This is a genomic window from Rugamonas rubra, from assembly GCF_900114705.1.
Classification (GTDB): Bacteria; Pseudomonadota; Gammaproteobacteria; order Burkholderiales; family Burkholderiaceae_D; genus Rugamonas; species Rugamonas rubra.
Map to the genome: position 1 here is coordinate 302,184 of NZ_FOTW01000004.1, position 18,553 is coordinate 320,736.

Sequence of the window (18,553 nt, forward strand, 5' to 3'; positions counted from 1 at the left end):
CCCCGCCTTGGCGCCGTACGGGGTCTGACCCCATTGACGTCCCGGGGTGCTGCTGGCGTCCACGGCGACGCGCGCTGTTAGTAGCGGTAGCCGAAGGCCGCCTCGAAGCGGTCGGCGATCTGCGCCGTGCTCAGCTTGTGGTTCTGGCCGCCCTTGTGGGCGATCTTGATCGAGCCCAGCAGGCTGGCCAGGCGGCCGGTGGTTTCCCAGCTCCAGTCGTTGGTGATGCCGAACAGCAGGCCGGCGCGGTAGGCGTCGCCGCAGCCGGTCGGGTCCAGCTCGGCTTCGGCCTTGACGGCCGGGATCTCGATGCGCTGGCCCTTGGTGTAGATCTCCGAACCGTTCTCGCCGCGCGTGACGATCAGCGCCTCGAGGCGCTCGGCGATCTGCGGCAGGGTCAGGCCGGTGCGGTCCATCAGCAGCTCGATCTCGTAGTCGTTGGCGGTGAGGTAGGTGGCCTTGTTGATGAAGTCGATCAACTGCTCGCCGCTGAACATCGGCAGCTGCTGGCCCGGATCGAACATGAAGGGGATGTTCAGCTCGGCCAGGTCGGCGGCGTGCTGGAGCATGCCCAGGTGGCCGTCCGGCGAGATGATGGCGACGCGCGCGGCGCCGGCCTTGGCGATCGGGTTCTCGTGGGCGAACGACATGGCGCCCGGGTGGAAGGCGTTGATCTGGTTGTTGTCGGCGTCGGCGGTGACGAAGCACTGCGCGGTGTAGCTGTCGTCCTTGAGCAGGATGTTGGCGGTCGCGATGTTGAGCTTGTTCAGGCGCTCCAGGTAGGGGCCGCCGTCGAGGCCGATCACGCCGACGATGCGCGGCTCGCCGCCCAGCAGCGCCAGGTTGTAGGCGATGTTGCCGGCGCAGCCGCCGTATTCGGTGCGCATGGTCGGCACCAGGAAGGAGACGTTGACCTTGTGCAGCTGATCGGCCAGCAGGGTGTCACCGAAGCGGCCGGGGAATTGCATGATGGTGTCGATGGCGAGCGATCCGCAGATCAGGGAGGTCTTGTTCATGATAGTTTTTTAGGGGTAGAAGACGGCGATATGATAGCCGGACGCCTTGACGTGGGCTAATTCGAAGTACAGTTTGACAGATTGTTCGCTACGCGGCGAGAAGCCTTTGTCGACTTCGGCCTGGCTGGCCAGATATTCGCGCGGCGTGAAGACGCGGCGCAACACCGGCTTGTCGTTGGCGTCGTTCAGGGTCAGCTCGATGTGCGGCCAGCTTTGGCCGACCCGGCCCTGGTTGCGCAGCTGGGTGGCGAAGGAGAAGGTGGTCTCGCTCACCGTCAGCAGCTCGCCCGGCTCGATGCTCAGCTCGTCGATCTGCGACGGCAGCTCGACCTTGCAGCCGGCCCGCGCGCAGATCGCCAGCAGCGCCGGCTTGAGCGCCGGCAGGTACGCGGCCAGCGGGTTGCGGAAGGTGGCCACCGTCTGCGCCGCCAGCGCCGCCAGCAGCAGCACGGAGCCGAGCGCCATGACGATGCGCGCGGCCTTGCCGACGCGCTGGTTCCTGCGGTCGCGTTTGACGAAGCCGGGTTCCTCGTCGCCGGCGTCGGCCGGCTCGTCGCCCGCCGCTGCCGGTGTGGCGGGCGGCTGGTGTGCGACGGCGTCGTCGGCCGGCTCGACGGCCGGCTCGCCCAGCACGGGCTCCTGGCGCGCCGATGGCGCGGCGGCCGGCTCGGCTTGCAGCGCGAGCGGGTCCGCCGCCGCCGTCGACCATGGCTCCACCTCGGGCCAGGGCGCGGACTCGCGTTCGGGCAATGGTTCGTGTTCGAGTTCGGTTTCCTCCGGCTCGGGCCAAGACGTGGCGTCGCGCGCGGGAGAGGACTCGGACTCGGTGTTCGGCCCGGCCCTGGACGCGACCTCGTGCTCGGGCGAAGGCGCGCGCTCCGGCGCGGGCGCGGATGGTGGCTCGGCCCATGGCGCGGACGCGCGTTCAGGCAGGGGCGCGCGCTGGGGTGCGGAGTCGGCCGGCGGTGATGGTTCGGCCTCGGCCAAGGGCGCTGCCGCCTTGCGCCAGACGGCGGCCTTCGCCGGCGCTGCGACTTCGGCAGGCGCCGCCGGCGCTTCCGCCTCGATTTCCAGGTCCAGCTCTAGCGCCTGCTCGAACGCGGTTGGCGCCGGCGCCGGCGCCAGGTCGGCCACCGTCATCGGCGCGCGCGGCGGCGCATCCGGTACGATATCCGGCGCCTGGACGGCCTCGGCGTCGATTTCCCGCAGCGGGGTGGTCGGCGCGTCGTCGGCGCCGTCGTGGCCGCCCAGATCGAGCGCATACGGCTGTTCGGTCGGCGGCGGCAGCACCTCGGCGGCGCGGGTGTCGAGCGCGGCCATGGCGGCGTCGAACGGCGCCGGGGCGTAGCTGGTCGGCGCGGCCGTCAAAGCGGATGCGGCAGAAGGTACTGGAGCGGGGGCGGGACTGGCAGCCGAGGCTGGGCTTGGCGTGGGGGAGGGCGGCGGCGTTTCCGCCGCGCCCCTGGCGGGCGGCTCGATCAGCGCCGCGTTGCCGTCAAAGACTTGGTTGCAGGCGCCGCAGCGCACTATGCCCCCACGTAATTTCAACTGGTCGAGGGCGACCCGAAATATCGTGTTGCAGTGGGGGCATTTGGTGGCGAGCGCCATCGCGGTGGTTACGCGCCTTCGCGTGCTGGCGGCACCACATCGCTGCCGAGGCGGCCATGCAGGGCGACCCAGCCTTCGAGCTCGGCCCACACGCCCAGCTTGATGAACGGCGCGTAGGCGGCGGCCACTTCCTCGGCCTGGCGTGCCAGCACGCCCGACAGGATCAGCGCGCCGCCGGGGGCGACGCGGCCGGACAACATCGGCGCCATCACCTTAAGCGGGCTCGACAGGATGTTGGCGACGACGATGTCGAACTTCTGCTCGGCGTGCTTGGTGGTGGCGAAGGTGTCCGGCAGGTAGTAGTCGACGGCGCACTTGTTGCGTTCGGCGTTGTCATGCGCCGACTCGATCGCCTGCGGATCGATGTCGACGCCGACCACCTCGGCCGCGCCGAGCTTCTTGGCCACCATCGCCAGGATGCCGGAGCCGCAGCCGTAGTCGAGCACCGTCTTGGCCGGCGCCGGATGGGCTTCCAGCCACTCCATGCACAGGCGGGTGGTCGGATGGCTGCCGGTGCCGAAGGCCAGGCCGGGGTCGAGCTCGAGGATCAGCGCGGACGGGTCCGGCGCCTCGTGCCAGCTCGGCACCACCCAGATGTTCTTGCCGATGTGGATGGGGGCGAACTGCGACTGGGTCAAACGCACCCAGTCCTGCTCCTCGACCTTGCGCAGGGTGTACTTGGGCAGCACCGCCAGCTTGATCCGGGCGGCGGCGGCGGCGACGATGGCGGCCTGGTCGGCCGCCTCGTCGGTCAACGCGACGACGCGGCTGTGTTCCCAGGCCGCTTCCTTCGGTTCCATGCCCGGCTCGCCGAACAGCGGTTGCTCGGCGTCGGTGCCCTCGTCGGCGTCCTCGACGGAAACCGACAGGGCGCCGGTTTCCATCAGCGCGTCGGACAATGCCTCGGCGTGTTCGCGGGCAATTTCAATAACGATTTCGGTCCAGCTCATGATGCCGCCTTCAGGTCGGGTTTGTTGCTCAAGCTCAGCTTGTGCAGATCCGGCATATCGGCCAGTTTCTGTTCCAGGTAATGGATGTTGGTGCCGCCCTCGATGAAGCGGGCGTCGATCATCAGCTCGCGGTGCAGCGGGATGTTGGTCTGGATGCCCTCGACCACCATTTCCGACAGCGCGATCTGCATGCGCTTGATGGCCTGCTCGCGCGTGGCGCCGTAGGCGATGACCTTGCCGATCATCGAATCGTAGTGCGGCGGCACGTAGTAGCCGGCGTAGGCGTGCGAGTCGACGCGGATGCCGGGGCCGCCCGGCGTGTGCCAGGAGGCGATGCGGCCCGGGGAAGGCGTGAACTTGAACGGGTCCTCGGCGTTGATGCGGCACTCGATGGCGTGGCCGGCCAGCATCACGTCGCGCTGGCGGAAGCGCAGCTTCTCGCCGGCGGCGATGCGGATCTGCTCCTGCACGATGTCGATGCCGGTGATCATTTCGGTGACCGGGTGCTCGACCTGGACGCGGGTGTTCATCTCGATGAAGTAGAACTCGCCGTTTTCATACAGGAACTCGAAGGTGCCGGCGCCACGGTAGCCGATCTTGCGGCAGGCCTCGGCGCAGCGGTCGCCGATCTTTTCGATCAGCTTGCGCGGGATGCCCGGCGCCGGCGCCTCCTCGATGACCTTCTGGTGGCGGCGCTGCATCGAGCAGTCGCGTTCGCCCAGCCAGACGGCGTTCTTGTGCTCGTCGGCGAGGATCTGGATCTCCACGTGGCGCGGATTCTCCAGATACTTCTCCATGTAGACCTCGGGGTTGCCGAAGGCCGAACCGGCCTCGGTCTTGGTCATCGCCACGGCGTTGATCAGGGCCGCCTCGGTGTGGACCACGCGCATGCCGCGTCCGCCGCCGCCGCCGGCCGCCTTGATGATGACCGGGTAGCCGACCTTGCGGGCGATCTGCACGATGGCCTTCGGATCGTCGGGCAGCGCGCCCTCGGAGCCGGGCACGCAGGGCACGCCGGCCTTGATCATGGTTTGCTTGGCCGAGACCTTGTCGCCCATCAGGCGGATCGATTCGGAGCGGGGGCCGATGAAGACGAAGCCGGATTTTTCCACCCGTTCGGCGAAGTCGGCGTTCTCCGACAGGAAGCCGTAGCCGGGGTGGATGGCTTCGGCGTCGGTCACTTCGGCCGCGCTGATGATGGCCGGCATGTTCAGATAGCTCAGCGAGGACTGCGCCGGGCCGATGCACACCGATTCGTCGGCCAACTTCACGTACTTGGCGTCTTTATCCGCTTCCGAGTGGACCACGACCGTCTTGATGCCCATTTCGCGGCAGGCGCGTTGGATACGGAGGGCAATTTCGCCACGGTTGGCAATGAGGATTTTTTCAAACATGATAGGTTCGCGTATGTCTGTGAGCGCCGGCAAGCCGGCAAAACATCTGGAGGGAGAATGCGGTACGAAGTCCGGGACACCGGCCGGCGGGAGCCTGGCCGGTGCGCGCGGCGGACTTAGCCTATCACAAACAGGGGTTGACCGAATTCGACGGGTTGGCCGTTTTCGACCAGAATCTGGGTCACGACGCCGGCTTTGTCGGAGTCGATTTCATTCAACAGCTTCATCGCTTCGATGATGCACAGGGTGTCGCCTTCCTTGACGGTGCTGCCGATTTCCACGAAGGCCGGCGAGCCGGGGGCCGACGAGCGGTAGAAGGTGCCGACCATCGGCGATTTGACCACGTAGCCGGTCGGTTCGACCACGGCGGCGACGACGGCGGCGGCCGGTGCGGCGGCCATCGGCGCGCCCTGCTGGTAATGCTGCTGCATGCCCTGCGGCTGCATCATCACAACTTGGTTTTGCGGCATGGCGGAGGACTTGACGATGCGTACCTTGCTTTCGCCCTCGGTCACTTCGAGTTCGGCGATGTCCGATTCGGCGACCAAGTCAATCAAGGTCTTGAGCTTGCGTAGATCCATCTGAAACCCCTTGGAATTATCTTGTTTTGTGAGTGAGTGCGGTGCCGCCTTATGGGCGTCGCCGCGCTAGAATGCGCGCAGATCGCGTAGATTAACGGTTTTTAAGCGCAAAGTCGATGGCAAAGCGATATCCCTCGATACCCAGGCCGCAGATCGTCCCTTGCGCGATCGCGCTGAGAAAAGAATGGTGGCGAAACGCCTCGCGCGAATAAATATTCGAAATATGCACCTCGACAAACGGGATGGCGACACCGGCCAAGGCATCGCGTAGGGCCACGCTGGTGTGGGTGAGCCCGCCCGGATTGATGACGATGGCGTCGACGCCCTCCGCCTTGGCGGTGTGGATGCGGTCGATCAAGGCGCCTTCGTGGTTGCTCTGAAAACAAGACAACTGCGCCCCGGCCGCCGTGGCTTGGGCCTGGGCAGCGTGTTCAACATCGGCCAAAGTGCTTGCGCCGTACACCTCGGGCTCGCGCGTCCCCAGCAAATTCAGGTTGGGGCCGTTGAGCAGTAGGAGGTTTTTTGCCATGTAGTCGAGACCGTTTTCCGCGAAAGTTCCGCATTTTGCCGCCAACCGCCGGCCTTGGCAAGACAAAAATATCTTGCAAAACTATTTACAGTGTTGCCAAGTCCGCACGCAGCTGGTCAAACTTCAGGCGCCCTAGATAAGTCTTCTTGACTTGTCCATCGGCGCCGATCAATACCGTGTATGGCAATCCGCCGGCGCTGTTGCCGAATTGGCGGGACAGGTCGGTGCCGCCCATGCCGGCCACGTAGACGGGGTAGGCGATCTTGAATTTGCCGGCGAATTCGGCGATGTTCGCCGGAGAATCGATGCCGATGCCGATGATTTGCACGTTCTTGCCGACCCCTTCGGCCTGCAGCGCGGACAGTTCCGGCATTTCCTGCACGCAGGGGCCGCACCACGGCGCCCAGAAGTTGACCAGCAGGGCCTTGCCCTTGAACTGGGCCAGCGCCTGGGTGGTGCCGGCGGCGTCGGGCAGCGACTGCTTATATAGTGCGTCGACCGGACCGGTGACGCCGGGCGCGACGGTGGTGGTGAGCGGCCCCGCCGCCTCCTTGCGGTGGGTGCCCACATAGGCGCCCATGGCGCCGAACATCAGGGCGATGACGGTGTAGGCAATCAGGTTCTTTTTGGTCATGATGGCAGGTCGGTGGTGGAATATTCGGTGTCGCCGGCGCCGTCGCCCGGGCTGCTATTAACTAGCAGGGCGCGCAGGCCGGCGATGTCGGTGCGGATGGTCTTGCCGTCGGCGCGCGCCTTGAGGGCGCCGCGCAGGTCGTCGAGTTCGTACAGGGCGGCGTGCACGCCCTCCTTGTGCCACAGGAAGCTGACCGTCTCGACCGGGTCGTGGCGGGCGCCCTTGAAGTGGGGCGTCTCGCTGATGTCGATGTTGACGTTGCGGTTGAGCAGGAAGATCTCGACCTCCTTGGCGCTGTCGGCGAACAACTGCAGGTGGATGTCGTCGTGCGGCCCGGCGGTGCCGTTGAGCACGGCGCCGGTCAGGAAGGGGTTGAACTGGGCCAGCGATTCCATCACCTGCAGCGCCATGGTGCGCAGGCGGAACAGGCGGGCCGGCTGGCTGTCGGCCTTGAACAGGGCGTGGTAGAGGCGCAGCTCGACCTCGATCTGGGCGTTGTCGGGCAGCACGTTGGCGGGCGCCTGGGCCTCGCCGAGGATCTGCCGCGCCGCCTTGCGTTTGGCGCTGCCGTAGTCGGCGCCGTCCTGGGCGATCAGGCGCGCGGCGGCGGCGGCGATCTCGGCGCGCAACAGCTGGGCATCATCGGGTGGCTTGGGCATCATGGACGAGATCATACTCTCAACCGGTAAAAGTCACTGCGTCAGGTAAAATCCCATACTTGACCATTCGCCTAACGCAACTCACAACATGCATATTCATATACTCGGCATCTGCGGCACCTTCATGGGCGGCCTTGCCGTACTGGCGAAAGAGGCCGGCCACCGTGTCACCGGCTGCGACGCCAACGTTTATCCGCCGATGAGCACCCAGCTGGAAGCCCAGGGCATCGAATTGATCCAGGGCTTCGGTCCCGAGCAGATCGAACTCAATCCCGACCTTTATGTGATTGGCAATGTTGTCTCGCGCGGCAATCCGCTGGTCGAGGCCATCCTCAACCGCAGCCTGCCCTATGTGTCCGGGCCGCAGTGGATGGGCGAACATATATTACGCGACAAATGGGTGCTGGCCGTCGCCGGCACCCACGGCAAGACCACCACCTCGGCCATGCTGGCCTGGATCCTGGAGGACGCCGGCTACGCGCCGGGCTTCCTGATCGGCGGCGTGCCGATGAACTTCGGCATTTCGGCGCGCCTGTCCGGCCACGCCGACGGCAAGAGCGCCGAGACGGCCTTCTTCGTCATCGAGGCCGACGAGTACGACACCGCCTTCTTCGACAAGCGCAGCAAGTTCGTCCACTACCACGCCAAGACGGCGGTGCTGAACAACCTGGAATACGACCACGCCGACATCTTCCCCGACCTGGCCGCCATCGAGACCCAGTTCCACCACCTGGTGCGCACCGTGCCCGGCATCGGCCGGCTGGTGGTCAACGCCGACGAGGAATCGCTGCGGCGCGTCGTCGCGCGCGGCTGCTGGAGCGAGCACGAGGGCTTCGGCCACGGCGCCGGCGCCGACTGGACCCTCAACGAGCACGCCGACGGCAGCTTCGACGTGGTGTTCCGCGGCGAGACGGCGGGCCGCGTCGAGTGGCAGTTGACCGGCAAGCACAACCGCGCCAACGCGCTGGCCGCCATCGCGGCGGCGCGCCACGTCGGCGTGCCGATCGCCCAGGCGGCGCAGTCGCTGGCCCGCTTCGAGAACGTCAAGCGGCGCATGGAGGTGCGCGGCGTGGTCAAGGACGTCACCGTGTTCGACGACTTCGCCCACCATCCGACCGCCATCGCCACCACCGTCGGCGGCCTGCGCCAGAAGGTCGGCGCGGCGACGCGCATCCTGGCCGTGCTCGAGCCGCGCTCGAACACCATGAAGCTGGGCGCCATGAAGGACGCGCTGCCGGGCAGCCTGGCCGAGGCCGACCTGGTGTTCGGCTTCGGCAGCCGCGAGGCGCTGGGCTGGAGCCTGGCCGACGCGCTGGCGCCGCTGGGCGCCAAGGCCTCGGCCTACGAGCAGATCGACGCGCTGGTGGCGGCCATCGCCGGCGCCGCCCGCCCGGGCGACCAGATCGTGGTGATGAGCAACGGCGGCTTCGGCGGCGTGCACCAGAAGATCCTCGAGGCGCTGGCGCGATGATCCTGTACCTGCACGGTTTCCGTTCCTCGCCCAGCTCGATGAAGGCGCGTCTGGTCGGCGAGCGCATGGCCGAGCTGGGCCTGGCCGCCGACTTCGTCTGCCCGCAACTGCCGGCCTCGCCGGCGGCGGCGATGGCGCTGGCGCTCAACCTAATAGATGGCGTGCCGGCCGAGCGGCTGTGCGTGGTCGGCTCCTCGCTGGGCGGCTACTACGCCACCTGGCTGGCCGAGCGCGTCGGCTGCCGCGCCGTGGTGCTGAACCCGGCGGTGACGCCGCTGCGCAACCTGGACCAGCATGTCGGCGTCACCACCCAGTTCCACTCGGACGAACCGTTCGAGTTCAAACAGGAATATATCGCCGAGCTGGACGCGCTGGCGGTGGCAAAAATCAGCCGGCCCGAGCGCTATTTCCTGATCGCCGCCAGCGGCGACGAAGTGCTGGACTATCGCGACATGCTGGCGCACTATGCGGGCGCGCGCCAGCACGTGATCGAAGGCAGCGACCACGCCATCGGCGAGTTCGCCGAGCACGTCGCGCCGGTGCTGGCCTTCTGCGGCGTCGGGGCGGGGCGGTGACGGGGCCGGCACGGCCATCGTCGCTGCGCCAGGCACGTTGGATAGAACATGTGGGCGGCGTCAACGCGCCGGCCGCGCTGCGCCACTGGCTCACCACCGGCGCCTCGCTGACGGCCAAATTGAAGGCGCACAGCCTGGCCTTCCGCGTGCAGCGCCTGCGCCAGCGCAGCGGCCGCTGCCTGAGCGACGAGGCGGCGGCGATCGGTTTGCCACGCGCCGGCCGGGTTTGGGAACGCGAAGTGCTGCTGCGGTGTGATAATACGCCGGTGGTGTACGCCCACACGGCGGTGCCGGTGGCGGCCACGGCCAGCGACTGGCCGCTGTTCAGCGCGCTGGGCGAACGCTCGCTCGGTTCGACGCTGTTCGGCGACCCGCAGGTGCGGCGCGGCGAATTGGAGTTCGCCCGCCTGCGCGGCGGCCACCCATTGCACGAGCGGGCCCGGCTGGCGCTGGGCGGCTTGAACGGAGCGGGCGGACCGCTGCCGCCCGAACAGATACTGTATGCCCGGCGCTGTTTGTATCGGCGCCACCAAGGATTGCTGCTGGTTACCGAGGTCTTCCTGCCTAGCGTGCTGGACCTGGTATTGCAGAACAACACAACAATAATGATGAATCGAAGCTAGCAATGAACCTATTTTTTGAAGAATCCGGCGATTTCAAGGTCGGCACCGTGCTCTCCCAAGCGGGCGAGGCCTATCAGGTGGAGATGGCCAGCGGCAAGCGCACCAAGGTCAAGGTCAAGGACGTGCTGTTGCAGTACGAGAAGCCGGCGCCGGCCGAGCTGCACGAGCAGGCCAAGAAAGTGGCCGCCGAGATCGACCTGGACTTCCTGTGGGAAGTGGCCGGCGAGGAGGAGTTCGGCTTCGCCGAGCTGGGCGTCGAGTACTTCGGCCACGCCCCGCTGCCCTACGAGGCGGCCGGCCTGATCCTGAGCCTGCACACGGCGCCGATCTACTTCTATAAAAAAGGCCGGGGCCGCTACAAGGCGGCGCCGGAGCAATCGCTGCGCGCGGCCCAGGCCGGCATCGAGAAGAAGAAGCAGCAGGCGCTGGTCCAGGCCGAGTATGTCGAGCAGCTGAAGGCCAACCAGTTGCCGGAATCGATGCAGAACATCGTGCTGCAACTGCTGTTCAAGCCGGACAAGAACTCCATCGAGTACAAGGCGATGGAGGCGGCCTGCAACGAGCTGCACAGCAATCCGCAGCGGCTGATGCTGGCCACCGGCGGCATCGCCTCGCCGAAGGACCTGCACATGTCGAAGTTCCTGTTCGAGAACTTCCCCCGTGGCGCCGGCTTCCCCGACGTGCCCGTGCCGCAGGCGCCGAGCAAGCTGCCGCTGGCCGAGGTGCAGGCCTTCTCGATCGACGACGTGACCACCACCGAGATCGACGACGCCTTCTCGATCACCCACCTGGCCGACGGCAAGGTCAAGGTCGGCATCCACATCGCCGCGCCGGCGCTGGGCATCAAGCCCGACGACGTGGTCGACAAGATGGCGCGCGGCCGCATGTCCACCGTCTACATGCCGGGCGACAAGATCACCATGCTGCCCGATTCCATCGTCAACGCCTTCACCCTGGCCGAGGGCAAGACCTGCCCGGCGCTGTCGCTGTACGCCACCCTGGACCCGGCCGACTGGAGCGTGGTCAAGACCGAGACGCGCGCCGAGATGGTGCCGATCGCCAACAACCTGCGCCACAACGACCTCGACGAGCTGGTCAACGAGGAAACCCTGGCCAGCGGCGTGGGCGAATACGCCCACAAGGCCGAGCTGGCGCTGCTGTGGCAATGGGCCCAGCAGCTCGAGCAGGGCCGCATGGCCAAGCGCGAGGGCTTCGGCCTGAAGCCGGAACAGAACAACCGCGTCGACTTCAACTTCTACGTCGAGGACGACGTGGTCACCGTCAGCCGCCGCAAGCGCGGCGCGCCGCTCGACAAGATCGTCGCCGAGCTGATGATCTTCGCCAACAGCACCTGGGGCAAGCTGATGCACGAGCACGGCGTGCCGGGCATCTACCGCGCCCAGGGCGGCGGCAGCGGCGGCTGGGCCGCCAAAATGCAGGTGCGCATGGTCACCCACGCCGCGCCGCACCAGGGCCTGGGCGTCGACCAGTACGCCTGGAGCACCTCGCCGCTGCGCCGCTACACCGACCTGGTCAACCAGTGGCAGATTTTGGCCTGCGCCGAGCACGGCGTGACGGCGCCGCTGGTGGCGCCGTTCAAGCCGAAGGACGCCAACCTGTTCGCCATCGTCTCGGCCTTCGACGCCGCCTACGCCGCCTACGGCGACTTCCAGTCGAACATGGAGCGCTACTGGTGCCTGCGCTGGCTGGGCCAGGAGAACGCGCGCCAGGTCGAGGCGGTGGTGCTGAAGGATGAAGTGTTGCGCCTGGTGGACATTCCGCTGATCATCAAGCTGCCGGGCATGCCGCAGGTGGCGCGCGGCGCCCAGGTCAAGCTCGACATCCTGCGCTGGGACGAGGTCGACCTGTCGATCGAGGCGCGCCTGCTGGAGATTCCGCTGGCCGCCACGGTGGCCGCCGACGCCGAGTTGGACTACGAGGACGAGGAAGGTGGCGACGGCACGCCGCAAGCCGGGGCCGACGCGGCCATGGTGGAGGGCGCCGCCGACATCGAGCTCGAAGTAGTCGAGGCGGATGGCGAGGCCGGCGCCACGCCGCCGGCTGGCTAACTCCGGCGAACCGAGGGTCAGACCCTAGGGTCTGACTCTGGCTTGCCGCGCCAACAAGCAAAACTTCCCGCCGCACACAAAAATATCGCAGCCGTCCGGTGCCATGACGTAGAATCAGGCCATCTTTCGTTCCAACCATCCGCCCGGCACCGCGTGAAGTCCTTCCAAGAAAACCGCTTCCTCTACACCGCCATCGGCATTTCCCTGCTGGTCCATGGGGCCTTGCTGGCGGTGCATTTCGTCGCGCCGACGGCGTTCCGCCTGCAACCGGCCGACCCCGGCCTCGAAGTCATCCTGGTCAACGCCAAGCACAACAAGGCGCCCTTGAAGGCCGACGCGCTGGCCCAGGCCAACCTGGACGGCGGCGGCACGGTCGACAAGGGCCGCAGCAAGTCGCCGCTGCCGGACATGCGCAAGGTCGAGACCGGCGACAGCGTGAAGGCGGTCAAGCGCCGCATCAGCGAGCTGGAGCAAAAGCAGAGCGAGCTGCTGACCCAGGCCAGGCCCAACCCCTTCGCCGCCGCGCCGGTGACGGAGAAGAACAAGCCCGACCCGGCCCCCAGCGGCGCCGACCTGCTGGAAACCAGCAAGGCCATCGCCCGCATGAGCGCCGAGATCAGCGAGACCATCGAGGACCAGAACAAGCGGCCCAAGAAGACCTTCGTCACGCCGAGCACGCGCGGGGTCGGCTACGCGATCTACTACAAGACGATGCAAAAGCGCATCGAGGACGTCGGCACGCTGAACTTCCCGCAGCAGAACGGCCGCAAGCTGTACGGACAGCTGGTGATCTCGATCCCGGTGTTCCAGGACGGCACCATCTACCAGCGCGACGGCGGCGCCAAGATCGACCGCAGCTCGGGCAACGCCGCGCTCGACGCGGCGGCGCTGAACATCGTGCGCCGCTCGGCGCCGTTCGGCAAGTTCCCGCCCAACATGCTGTCGAACGAAAAAGACGACCTGTGGGTCATCATCACCACCTTCAAATTCACCCGCGAAGACCGGCTGCAAGCCGACATGAACGGTGGAGGACACTAAACAATGGACCAGATGGACCGCTACTGCGTGTTTGGCAACCCGATTGCCCATAGTAAATCACCCGACATCCACGCCGCCTTCGCGGCCCAGACCGGCCAGCAACTGCTGTACGAGAAACGGCTGGCGCCGCTCGACGGCTTCTTCACCGCCGTGCGCGGCTTCATGGCCGAGGGCGGCAAGGGCGCCAACGTCACCGTGCCCTTCAAGCTGGAGGCCTGCAAGGTGGCGCAGGCGCTGACCATGCGGGCGCAGGCGGCCGGCGCGGTCAACACGCTGCACTTCACGGCCGACGGCATCATCGGCGACAACACCGACGGCGCCGGCCTGGTGGCCGACATCGTCGACAACGCCGGCACGGCCATCGCCGGCAAGCGCGTGCTGTTGCTGGGCGCCGGCGGCGCGGCGCGCGGCGTCGTGCTGCCGATCCTGGAACACTGCCCGGCCAAGCTGCTGATCGCCAACCGCACCGTGGCCACGGCCGAGGCGCTGGTGCAGCAGTTCGCCGCGCTGGGCGGCGCCGGCGTGGTGTCGGCCTGCGGCTTCGCCGACATCGAGGGCGAATTCGACATCGTCATCAACGCCACCTCGGCCAGCCTGAGCGCCGAGCTGCCGCCGATTCCGGCCGGCGTGTTCGGCCCCGCCACCTTGGCGCTGGACATGATGTATGGCAAGGAGCCGACCGTCTTCATGCAGTTCGCCGCCGCCCACGGCGCGCGCACGCGCGACGGTCTGGGCATGCTGGTGCAGCAGGCCGCCGAGGCCTTCGCCGTCTGGCGCGGCGTGCGGCCGGACACGGCCGCCGTGCTGGCGCAGCTGCGGGCCGCCCTGTGAGCCGGGCTGCCGCGCGCGGCGGCTGGTTGAAGTGGATTTTCATCATCCCCGTGCTGCTGGTGCTGTTTGTGCAGCTGTATTACTTCCTGCATATCTGCTGGTGGGTCGAGCACAATCCGGCCATGAGCAGCTTCATGCGCGAGCAGCAGAGCGCGTTGCAGCAGAAGAATCCGAACGCCAACATCCAGCAGATGTGGGTGCCCTACGCGCGCATCTCCAACAATCTGAAGCGGGCCATCATCGCCTCGGAGGACGCCAACTTCTCCGAGCACGAGGGGGTGGACTGGGAGGCGCTGCAAAAGGCGTATGAAAAGAATAACAAGAAGCACAAGGTGGTGTCGGGCGGCTCGACCATCACTCAGCAGCTGGCCAAGAATTTGTTCCTGTCCGGTTCGCGCAGCTATCTGCGCAAGGGCCAGGAGCTGGCCATCACCTATATGCTCGAGACGATGATGGACAAAGAGCGTATCTTTGAGATCTATCTGAACGTGGTCGAGTTCGGCACCGGCGTGTTCGGCGCCGAGGCGGCGGCGCGGCACTACTACGGCGTCAGCGCGGCCAAGCTGGGCGCGGCGCAGGCCGCCAAGCTGGCGGTGATGCTGCCCAATCCACGCTTCTTCGACAAGCACCGCGACTCCGGCTACCTGGCGCGGCGCACCGGGGTGATCCTGCGCCGCATGGGTTCGGCCGAATTGCCTTGATAAACTAGGTGGCGCCAAGGAGGGTGCGATGGAGCGGCAGCGCGGTATCGGTCTGATCCAGGTGGCGATCGTGATGGCGGCGCTGGCGGCCGTCGCCATGGCGGCGCTGATGTCGATGCGCCAGGAGCGCAACCTGTTCGCCGACGCGCTGGCGCGGCTGCGCGGCCAGACGGTGGAACACCAGCAGCAACAGCAGCGGACGGCGGGGCAGGGCGGCCCTGGCGCTGCGGCCAACAGCAACGGCGCCCGCGCCGCTGCCGAGCCGGCCGCCGCAGCGGCGCCGGCCGGCGTGCTGCGCAAGTGCCTGATCGACGGCAAGACCGTGCTGTCGGACGTCGATTGCACGGCGGCCAATCCGAGCAGCCGCGTGGTCAAGCCGCTGGACACGCGCGGCATCGAGCCACCCCGGGCGCCCAAGGCCGAGCCGGCCGAGGCGGGGCCGCCGACGATGCAGGACAAGATGATCGAAAAGGCAACGCGCTGAGCGCGCCGGCGCGCATGGCCGTGTAAAAAATAGCACGCCGGGGTGGTCGGCAAAAGGGCTTTGCGGGTACACTTGCGCTGTTTCGAATTTGGCGCACCTGAACGGGGCCGCGCCCGCCATGCCGCGTCACCCCCGCCCGCCCGCACCCTGCCGCGCGGGGTCGCCGCCCATACCAACCGTCGGCTGAGAGTGCCCATGATTAATGTTTTTGTCCTGCAAAATGGCCGGCTCAACCAGGTTCCCATCGACTCGCGCGAAGACCTGGAAAACGTGGAGCCGGTCTGGGTCGACCTGACCGATCCGAACGACGACGAGCGGGCCTGGGTCAAGACGATTTATGGCGTGACCCTGCCGGGCGAGGACGAAGTCAAGGACATCGAGGCCTCGGCCCGCTACTACGAGGCGGAGAACGGCGACCTGCACCTGCGCACCGACTTCCTGCTGGAGGAGGACGACGGCCCGTCGCGCGTCGTCACCGTGGCCTTCATCCTGGCGCGCAAGATGCTGTTCTCGGTGCACACCGACGACCTGCCGGTGTTCCGCCTGGTGCGCATGCGCGCCCGCTCGCGGCCCGGCTCGATCGCCGACTACATGGACGTGCTGCTCGACCTGTACGCCACCGACGCCGAGTACTCGGCCGACGCCCTCGAGGGCATCTACCAGAACCTGGAGGAGGTCTCCGGCCGCGTGCTGCAGGAGGAGTTCACCGACCAGGACGCGGCCGCCGCGCTGAACGCCATCGCCCACGAGGAGGACTTGAACGGCCGCATCCGCCGCAACATGATGGACACCCGCCGCGCCGTCAGCTTTTTGATGCGCGGCCGCCTGCTCAACGCGGAGCAGTTCGAGGAGGCGCGGCAGATTCTGCGCGACATCGAATCGCTGGACGGCCACACCTCCTTCCTGTTCGACAAGATCAACTTCCTGATGGACGCCACCGTCGGCTTCATCAACATCAACCAGAACAAGATCATCAAGATCTTCTCGGTGGCCAGCGTGGCCTTCCTGCCGCCGACCTTGATCGCCTCGATCTACGGCATGAACTTCCACGGCTGGTTCCCCGAACTCGATTGGACGCTCGGCTACCCCTTCGCGCTGGCGCTGATGCTCACCAGCGCCATCGCGCCGTTCTGGTACTTCCGCCGGCGCGGCTGGCTCAAGTAGGCGGCTGCGGCCGGTGATGGAAGGCGGTGCGGAGGATGTCGGCCAGAACCATGATGCGCTCCCGAGGGGGTTCATGGTGTAGGCCGCTGTGCTGGCGGGGCGGTTCCGGCGCCTTGCGCGCGGTTTGATCTGGCTCAGTGCGGCTTACAGGGCGCGCGGGCTGAACTCCAGCGACAGGGTGCTGTAGTAGGGTGCCGCCTGCCATTGCTGGTGCAGGGCGACGGCGCGGTCGAACAAGGCGCTCTTGACGTCGAGCTGGCCGAAGTCGAAGGGCTTGCGCTCGCGCGCCGTGCAGGCGCTGGCGGCGCCGGCCAGGAAGGCGTCGAGGTCGAAGACCCCGGCCCACAACTGGGTCTGCAATCCCTCGACGATGGCCTCGGCTTGCACCGCCTCTTGGGCGACGTGGGGGTTGCCCTTGTCGTGCACCTCGTCCATCACCGCCTGCACCTCGGCGCCGCGCGCCAGCAGGCTGAGAAAGCCGAAGCGCAGCGGCAGCGCCGACTCGACCACGTAGTGCACCAGGTCGTGCGGCAGGATGCCTTGGCGCGGCATCAGGGTGTCGCCGCAGCTGCCGTTGTTGCGCACGAAGCGCAGCACGTCGTACTTGTCCGTCTTGGAGCGTTTTTCCGCTATCAGTTTCATGCCGGTGTCGCTATCAAATCAAGAGTCTGATTATGCCGCGTTTGCACTGCTTAAATATTCACCAACATTCACACATTGATAAATATTTCAAATTTTAGCAAAAAATGAAATATTCTTTCAAGCGGGCGGGGCGGGAGCGGGCCGCCGCCGATGCGGCGGCGGCCTGTCCGGGGGGAGCGGCGGCGCGCGCGGCGCCGCCGTGTCGGCGCTGCCCTTAGGCGGCCAGCTTCTTGAAGACGCGGCGCGCCGCCTCGATGGTGGCGTCGATCACGGCGTCGTCGTGCTGGGCCGAGACGAAGCCGGCCTCGTAGGCGGCCGGCGCGAAGTAGACGCCCTCGTCGAGCATGTGGTGGAAGAAGACGTTGAAGCGCTCGCGGTCGCCGGCCATCATTTCGGCGTAGTTGTTGGGCGGCGTGGCGCTGAAGTACAGGCCGAACATGCCGCCGATGGCGTCGGCGCAGAACACCACGCCGGCCTCCTTGGCGGCGGCGGTCAGGCCGTCGGCCAGGCGGCGCGCGCTGGCGCCCAGGCGCTCGTAGAAGCCGTCCTCCTGGATCAGCTTGAGGGTGGTCATGCCGGCCGCCACCGCCACCGGGTTGCCCGACAGGGTGCCGGCCTGGTAGACGGCGCCCAGCGGCGCCATGTGGCTCATCAGCTTGGCGCTGCCGCCGAAGGCCGCCACCGGCAGGCCGCCGCCGATCACCTTGCCCAGCGCCGTCAGGTCGGGCACGATGCCGTAGACCTGCTGGGCGCCGCCGAGGGCGACGCGGAAGCCGCACATCACCTCGTCGAAGATCAGGATGGCGCCGTGCGCCGTGCACAGGCGGCGCATGGCCTGCAGGAACTCGGGGCTGGCCTTGATCAGGTTCATATTGCCGGCCACCGGCTCGACGATGACGCAGGCGATCTCGCCGCCCATGTTGGCGAAGGCGTCCTCGAGCTGCTGCACGTTGTTGTAGTCGAGCACCAGGGTGTGCTTGACGAAGTCCTCCGGCACGCCGGCCGAGGTGGGGTTGCCGAAGGTGAGCAGGCCGCTGCCGGCCTTGACCAGCAGCGAGTCGGCGTGGCCGTGGTAGCAGCCCTCGAACTTGACGATCTTGTCGCGGCCGGTGGCGCCGCGCGCCAGGCGCAGCGCGCTCATGGTCGCCTCGGTGCCCGACGAAACCAGGCGCACCTGCTCGATCGACGGCACCAGGCGGCAGATCTCCTCGGCCATCAGCACCTCGCCCTCGGTCGGCGCGCCGAACGACAGGCCACGGGTGGCCGCCTCCTGCACCGCCTTGACCACCTGCGGGTGGGCGTGGCCGACGATGGCCGGGCCCCAGGAGCCGATGTAGTCGATGTAGCGCTTGTCGTCGGCGTCCCAGAAGTAGGGGCCGTCGGCGCGGGTGATGAAGCGCGGCGTGCCGCCCACCGAGCGGAAGGCGCGCACCGGCGAGTTGACGCCGCCGGGGGTGGTTTTTTGGGCGCGGGCGAACAGCGTGTCGTTGTTGGAGATCGTGGTCATGGTCGGTTCTTCACAAGGTTGTAGGGGGGACTGCGGCGCCGGCGGGCCGGGCGGGCTAGCCGCCGGGCGGCGGCCCG

19 protein-coding genes are annotated in these 18,553 nt (G+C 67.2%); 9 read left to right on the forward strand and 10 right to left on the reverse strand.

Features of this window, described 5'->3' with window-relative positions; translation table 11 throughout:
• Window positions 1–77: 77 nt before the first annotated feature.
• The 8 genes from BM252_RS01380 to BM252_RS01415 form a co-directional block, all read right to left on the reverse strand.
• The gene (locus BM252_RS01380; RefSeq protein ID WP_093382592.1) at window positions 78–1,016 is read right to left on the reverse strand and encodes a carbohydrate kinase family protein; all 939 of its coding nucleotides are present in this window, start codon (window positions 1,014–1,016) and stop codon (window positions 78–80) included.
• Window positions 1,017–1,025: 9 nt separating this feature from the next.
• Window positions 1,026–2,624, reverse strand: coding sequence for a DUF3426 domain-containing protein (locus tag BM252_RS01385; RefSeq protein ID WP_093382595.1), 1,599 nt, complete (start codon window positions 2,622–2,624; stop codon window positions 1,026–1,028).
• Between the two features lie 8 nt (window positions 2,625–2,632).
• On the reverse strand, window positions 2,633–3,574 hold the full coding sequence (gene prmA / locus BM252_RS01390; protein WP_093382598.1) for a 50S ribosomal protein L11 methyltransferase: 942 nt from the start codon (window positions 3,572–3,574) through the stop codon (window positions 2,633–2,635).
• The gene (gene accC / locus BM252_RS01395; RefSeq protein ID WP_093382601.1) at window positions 3,571–4,968 is read right to left on the reverse strand and encodes an acetyl-CoA carboxylase biotin carboxylase subunit; all 1,398 of its coding nucleotides are present in this window, start codon (window positions 4,966–4,968) and stop codon (window positions 3,571–3,573) included. Before accC ends, prmA begins: the two co-directional genes overlap by 4 nt.
• 116 nt (window positions 4,969–5,084) lie before the next feature.
• Window positions 5,085–5,549, reverse strand: coding sequence for an acetyl-CoA carboxylase biotin carboxyl carrier protein (gene accB / locus BM252_RS01400; protein WP_093382604.1), 465 nt, complete (start codon window positions 5,547–5,549; stop codon window positions 5,085–5,087).
• A 91-nt stretch (window positions 5,550–5,640) separates the two neighbouring features.
• Complete coding sequence (gene aroQ / locus BM252_RS01405) at window positions 5,641–6,078, reverse strand: type II 3-dehydroquinate dehydratase (RefSeq protein WP_093382607.1); 438 nt, start codon at window positions 6,076–6,078, stop codon at window positions 5,641–5,643.
• An 85-nt stretch (window positions 6,079–6,163) separates the two neighbouring features.
• Complete coding sequence (locus tag BM252_RS01410) at window positions 6,164–6,712, reverse strand: TlpA family protein disulfide reductase (protein WP_093382610.1); 549 nt, start codon at window positions 6,710–6,712, stop codon at window positions 6,164–6,166.
• On the reverse strand, window positions 6,709–7,374 hold the full coding sequence (locus BM252_RS01415; RefSeq protein ID WP_093383251.1) for a hypothetical protein: 666 nt from the start codon (window positions 7,372–7,374) through the stop codon (window positions 6,709–6,711). The genes BM252_RS01410 and BM252_RS01415 overlap by 4 nt, the downstream gene beginning before the upstream one ends.
• Window positions 7,375–7,459: 85 nt before the next feature.
• On the opposite strand from BM252_RS01415, the gene mpl reads away from it, so the two are divergent.
• The 9 genes from mpl to corA all read left to right on the forward strand — a co-directional run bounded on the left by mpl (window position 7,460) and on the right by corA (window position 16,327).
• Window positions 7,460–8,842: a UDP-N-acetylmuramate:L-alanyl-gamma-D-glutamyl-meso-diaminopimelate ligase gene (mpl, locus tag BM252_RS01420; protein ID WP_093382613.1), complete on the forward strand. Its 1,383-nt coding sequence runs from the start codon at window positions 7,460–7,462 to the stop codon at window positions 8,840–8,842.
• Entirely contained in the window at window positions 8,839–9,417 is a 579-nt protein-coding gene (locus BM252_RS01425) for a YqiA/YcfP family alpha/beta fold hydrolase (protein ID WP_093382616.1), read from the forward strand. Before mpl ends, BM252_RS01425 begins: the two co-directional genes overlap by 4 nt.
• Window positions 9,418–9,467: 50 nt before the next feature.
• The gene (locus tag BM252_RS01430; RefSeq protein WP_093382618.1) at window positions 9,468–10,040 is read left to right on the forward strand and encodes a chorismate--pyruvate lyase family protein; all 573 of its coding nucleotides are present in this window, start codon (window positions 9,468–9,470) and stop codon (window positions 10,038–10,040) included.
• A 2-nt stretch (window positions 10,041–10,042) separates the two neighbouring features.
• Window positions 10,043–12,109: a ribonuclease catalytic domain-containing protein gene (locus tag BM252_RS01435; protein ID WP_093382621.1), complete on the forward strand. Its 2,067-nt coding sequence runs from the start codon at window positions 10,043–10,045 to the stop codon at window positions 12,107–12,109.
• A gap of 153 nt (window positions 12,110–12,262) precedes the next feature.
• Window positions 12,263–13,147, forward strand: coding sequence for a TonB family protein (locus BM252_RS01440; RefSeq protein WP_093382624.1), 885 nt, complete (start codon window positions 12,263–12,265; stop codon window positions 13,145–13,147).
• Window positions 13,148–13,159: 12 nt separating this feature from the next.
• The gene (gene aroE / locus BM252_RS01445) at window positions 13,160–13,978 is read left to right on the forward strand and encodes a shikimate dehydrogenase (protein ID WP_093383253.1); all 819 of its coding nucleotides are present in this window, start codon (window positions 13,160–13,162) and stop codon (window positions 13,976–13,978) included.
• A gap of 26 nt (window positions 13,979–14,004) precedes the next feature.
• A complete protein-coding gene (mtgA, locus tag BM252_RS01450; RefSeq protein ID WP_245774026.1) occupies window positions 14,005–14,679 on the forward strand; it encodes a monofunctional biosynthetic peptidoglycan transglycosylase in 675 nt (224 codons plus the stop codon).
• 28 nt (window positions 14,680–14,707) lie between these two features.
• Entirely contained in the window at window positions 14,708–15,163 is a 456-nt protein-coding gene (locus BM252_RS01455; protein WP_245774027.1) for a DUF4124 domain-containing protein, read from the forward strand.
• A 195-nt stretch (window positions 15,164–15,358) separates the two neighbouring features.
• Window positions 15,359–16,327 (forward strand): magnesium/cobalt transporter CorA, encoded by a 969-nt coding sequence (gene corA, locus BM252_RS01460; RefSeq protein ID WP_093382630.1) that lies wholly within the window; start codon window positions 15,359–15,361, stop codon window positions 16,325–16,327.
• A 144-nt stretch (window positions 16,328–16,471) separates the two neighbouring features.
• Here the strand turns inward: corA and BM252_RS01465 are convergent, their stop codons facing one another.
• Window positions 16,472–16,969 carry a hypothetical protein gene (locus BM252_RS01465; protein WP_093382633.1) on the reverse strand — a complete coding sequence of 166 codons (498 nt, stop codon included), beginning with the start codon at window positions 16,967–16,969 and terminating at the stop codon, window positions 16,472–16,474.
• Between the two features lie 214 nt (window positions 16,970–17,183).
• Window positions 17,184–18,476 (reverse strand): glutamate-1-semialdehyde 2,1-aminomutase, encoded by a 1,293-nt coding sequence (hemL, locus tag BM252_RS01470; RefSeq protein WP_093382637.1) that lies wholly within the window; start codon window positions 18,474–18,476, stop codon window positions 17,184–17,186.
• Between the last annotated feature and the right edge of the window lie 77 nt (window positions 18,477–18,553).

Coding starts and splice junctions, on each gene's coding strand:
- BM252_RS01380 (WP_093382592.1), bottom strand. CDS start 1,016: ATGAACAAGACCTCCCTGATCTGCGGATCGCTCGCCATCGACACCATC.
- BM252_RS01385 (WP_093382595.1), bottom strand. CDS start 2,624: ATGGCGCTCGCCACCAAATGCCCCCACTGCAACACGATATTTCGGGTC.
- prmA (WP_093382598.1), bottom strand. CDS start 3,574: ATGAGCTGGACCGAAATCGTTATTGAAATTGCCCGCGAACACGCCGAG.
- accC (WP_093382601.1), bottom strand. CDS start 4,968: ATGTTTGAAAAAATCCTCATTGCCAACCGTGGCGAAATTGCCCTCCGT.
- accB (WP_093382604.1), bottom strand. CDS start 5,549: ATGGATCTACGCAAGCTCAAGACCTTGATTGACTTGGTCGCCGAATCG.
- aroQ (WP_093382607.1), bottom strand. CDS start 6,078: ATGGCAAAAAACCTCCTACTGCTCAACGGCCCCAACCTGAATTTGCTG.
- BM252_RS01410 (WP_093382610.1), bottom strand. CDS start 6,712: ATGACCAAAAAGAACCTGATTGCCTACACCGTCATCGCCCTGATGTTC.
- BM252_RS01415 (WP_093383251.1), bottom strand. CDS start 7,374: ATGATGCCCAAGCCACCCGATGATGCCCAGCTGTTGCGCGCCGAGATC.
- mpl (WP_093382613.1), top strand. CDS start 7,460: ATGCATATTCATATACTCGGCATCTGCGGCACCTTCATGGGCGGCCTT.
- BM252_RS01425 (WP_093382616.1), top strand. CDS start 8,839: ATGATCCTGTACCTGCACGGTTTCCGTTCCTCGCCCAGCTCGATGAAG.
- BM252_RS01435 (WP_093382621.1), top strand. CDS start 10,043: ATGAACCTATTTTTTGAAGAATCCGGCGATTTCAAGGTCGGCACCGTG.
- aroE (WP_093383253.1), top strand. CDS start 13,160: ATGGACCGCTACTGCGTGTTTGGCAACCCGATTGCCCATAGTAAATCA.
- BM252_RS01455 (WP_245774027.1), top strand. CDS start 14,708: ATGGAGCGGCAGCGCGGTATCGGTCTGATCCAGGTGGCGATCGTGATG.
- corA (WP_093382630.1), top strand. CDS start 15,359: ATGATTAATGTTTTTGTCCTGCAAAATGGCCGGCTCAACCAGGTTCCC.
- BM252_RS01465 (WP_093382633.1), bottom strand. CDS start 16,969: ATGAAACTGATAGCGGAAAAACGCTCCAAGACGGACAAGTACGACGTG.
- hemL (WP_093382637.1), bottom strand. CDS start 18,476: ATGACCACGATCTCCAACAACGACACGCTGTTCGCCCGCGCCCAAAAA.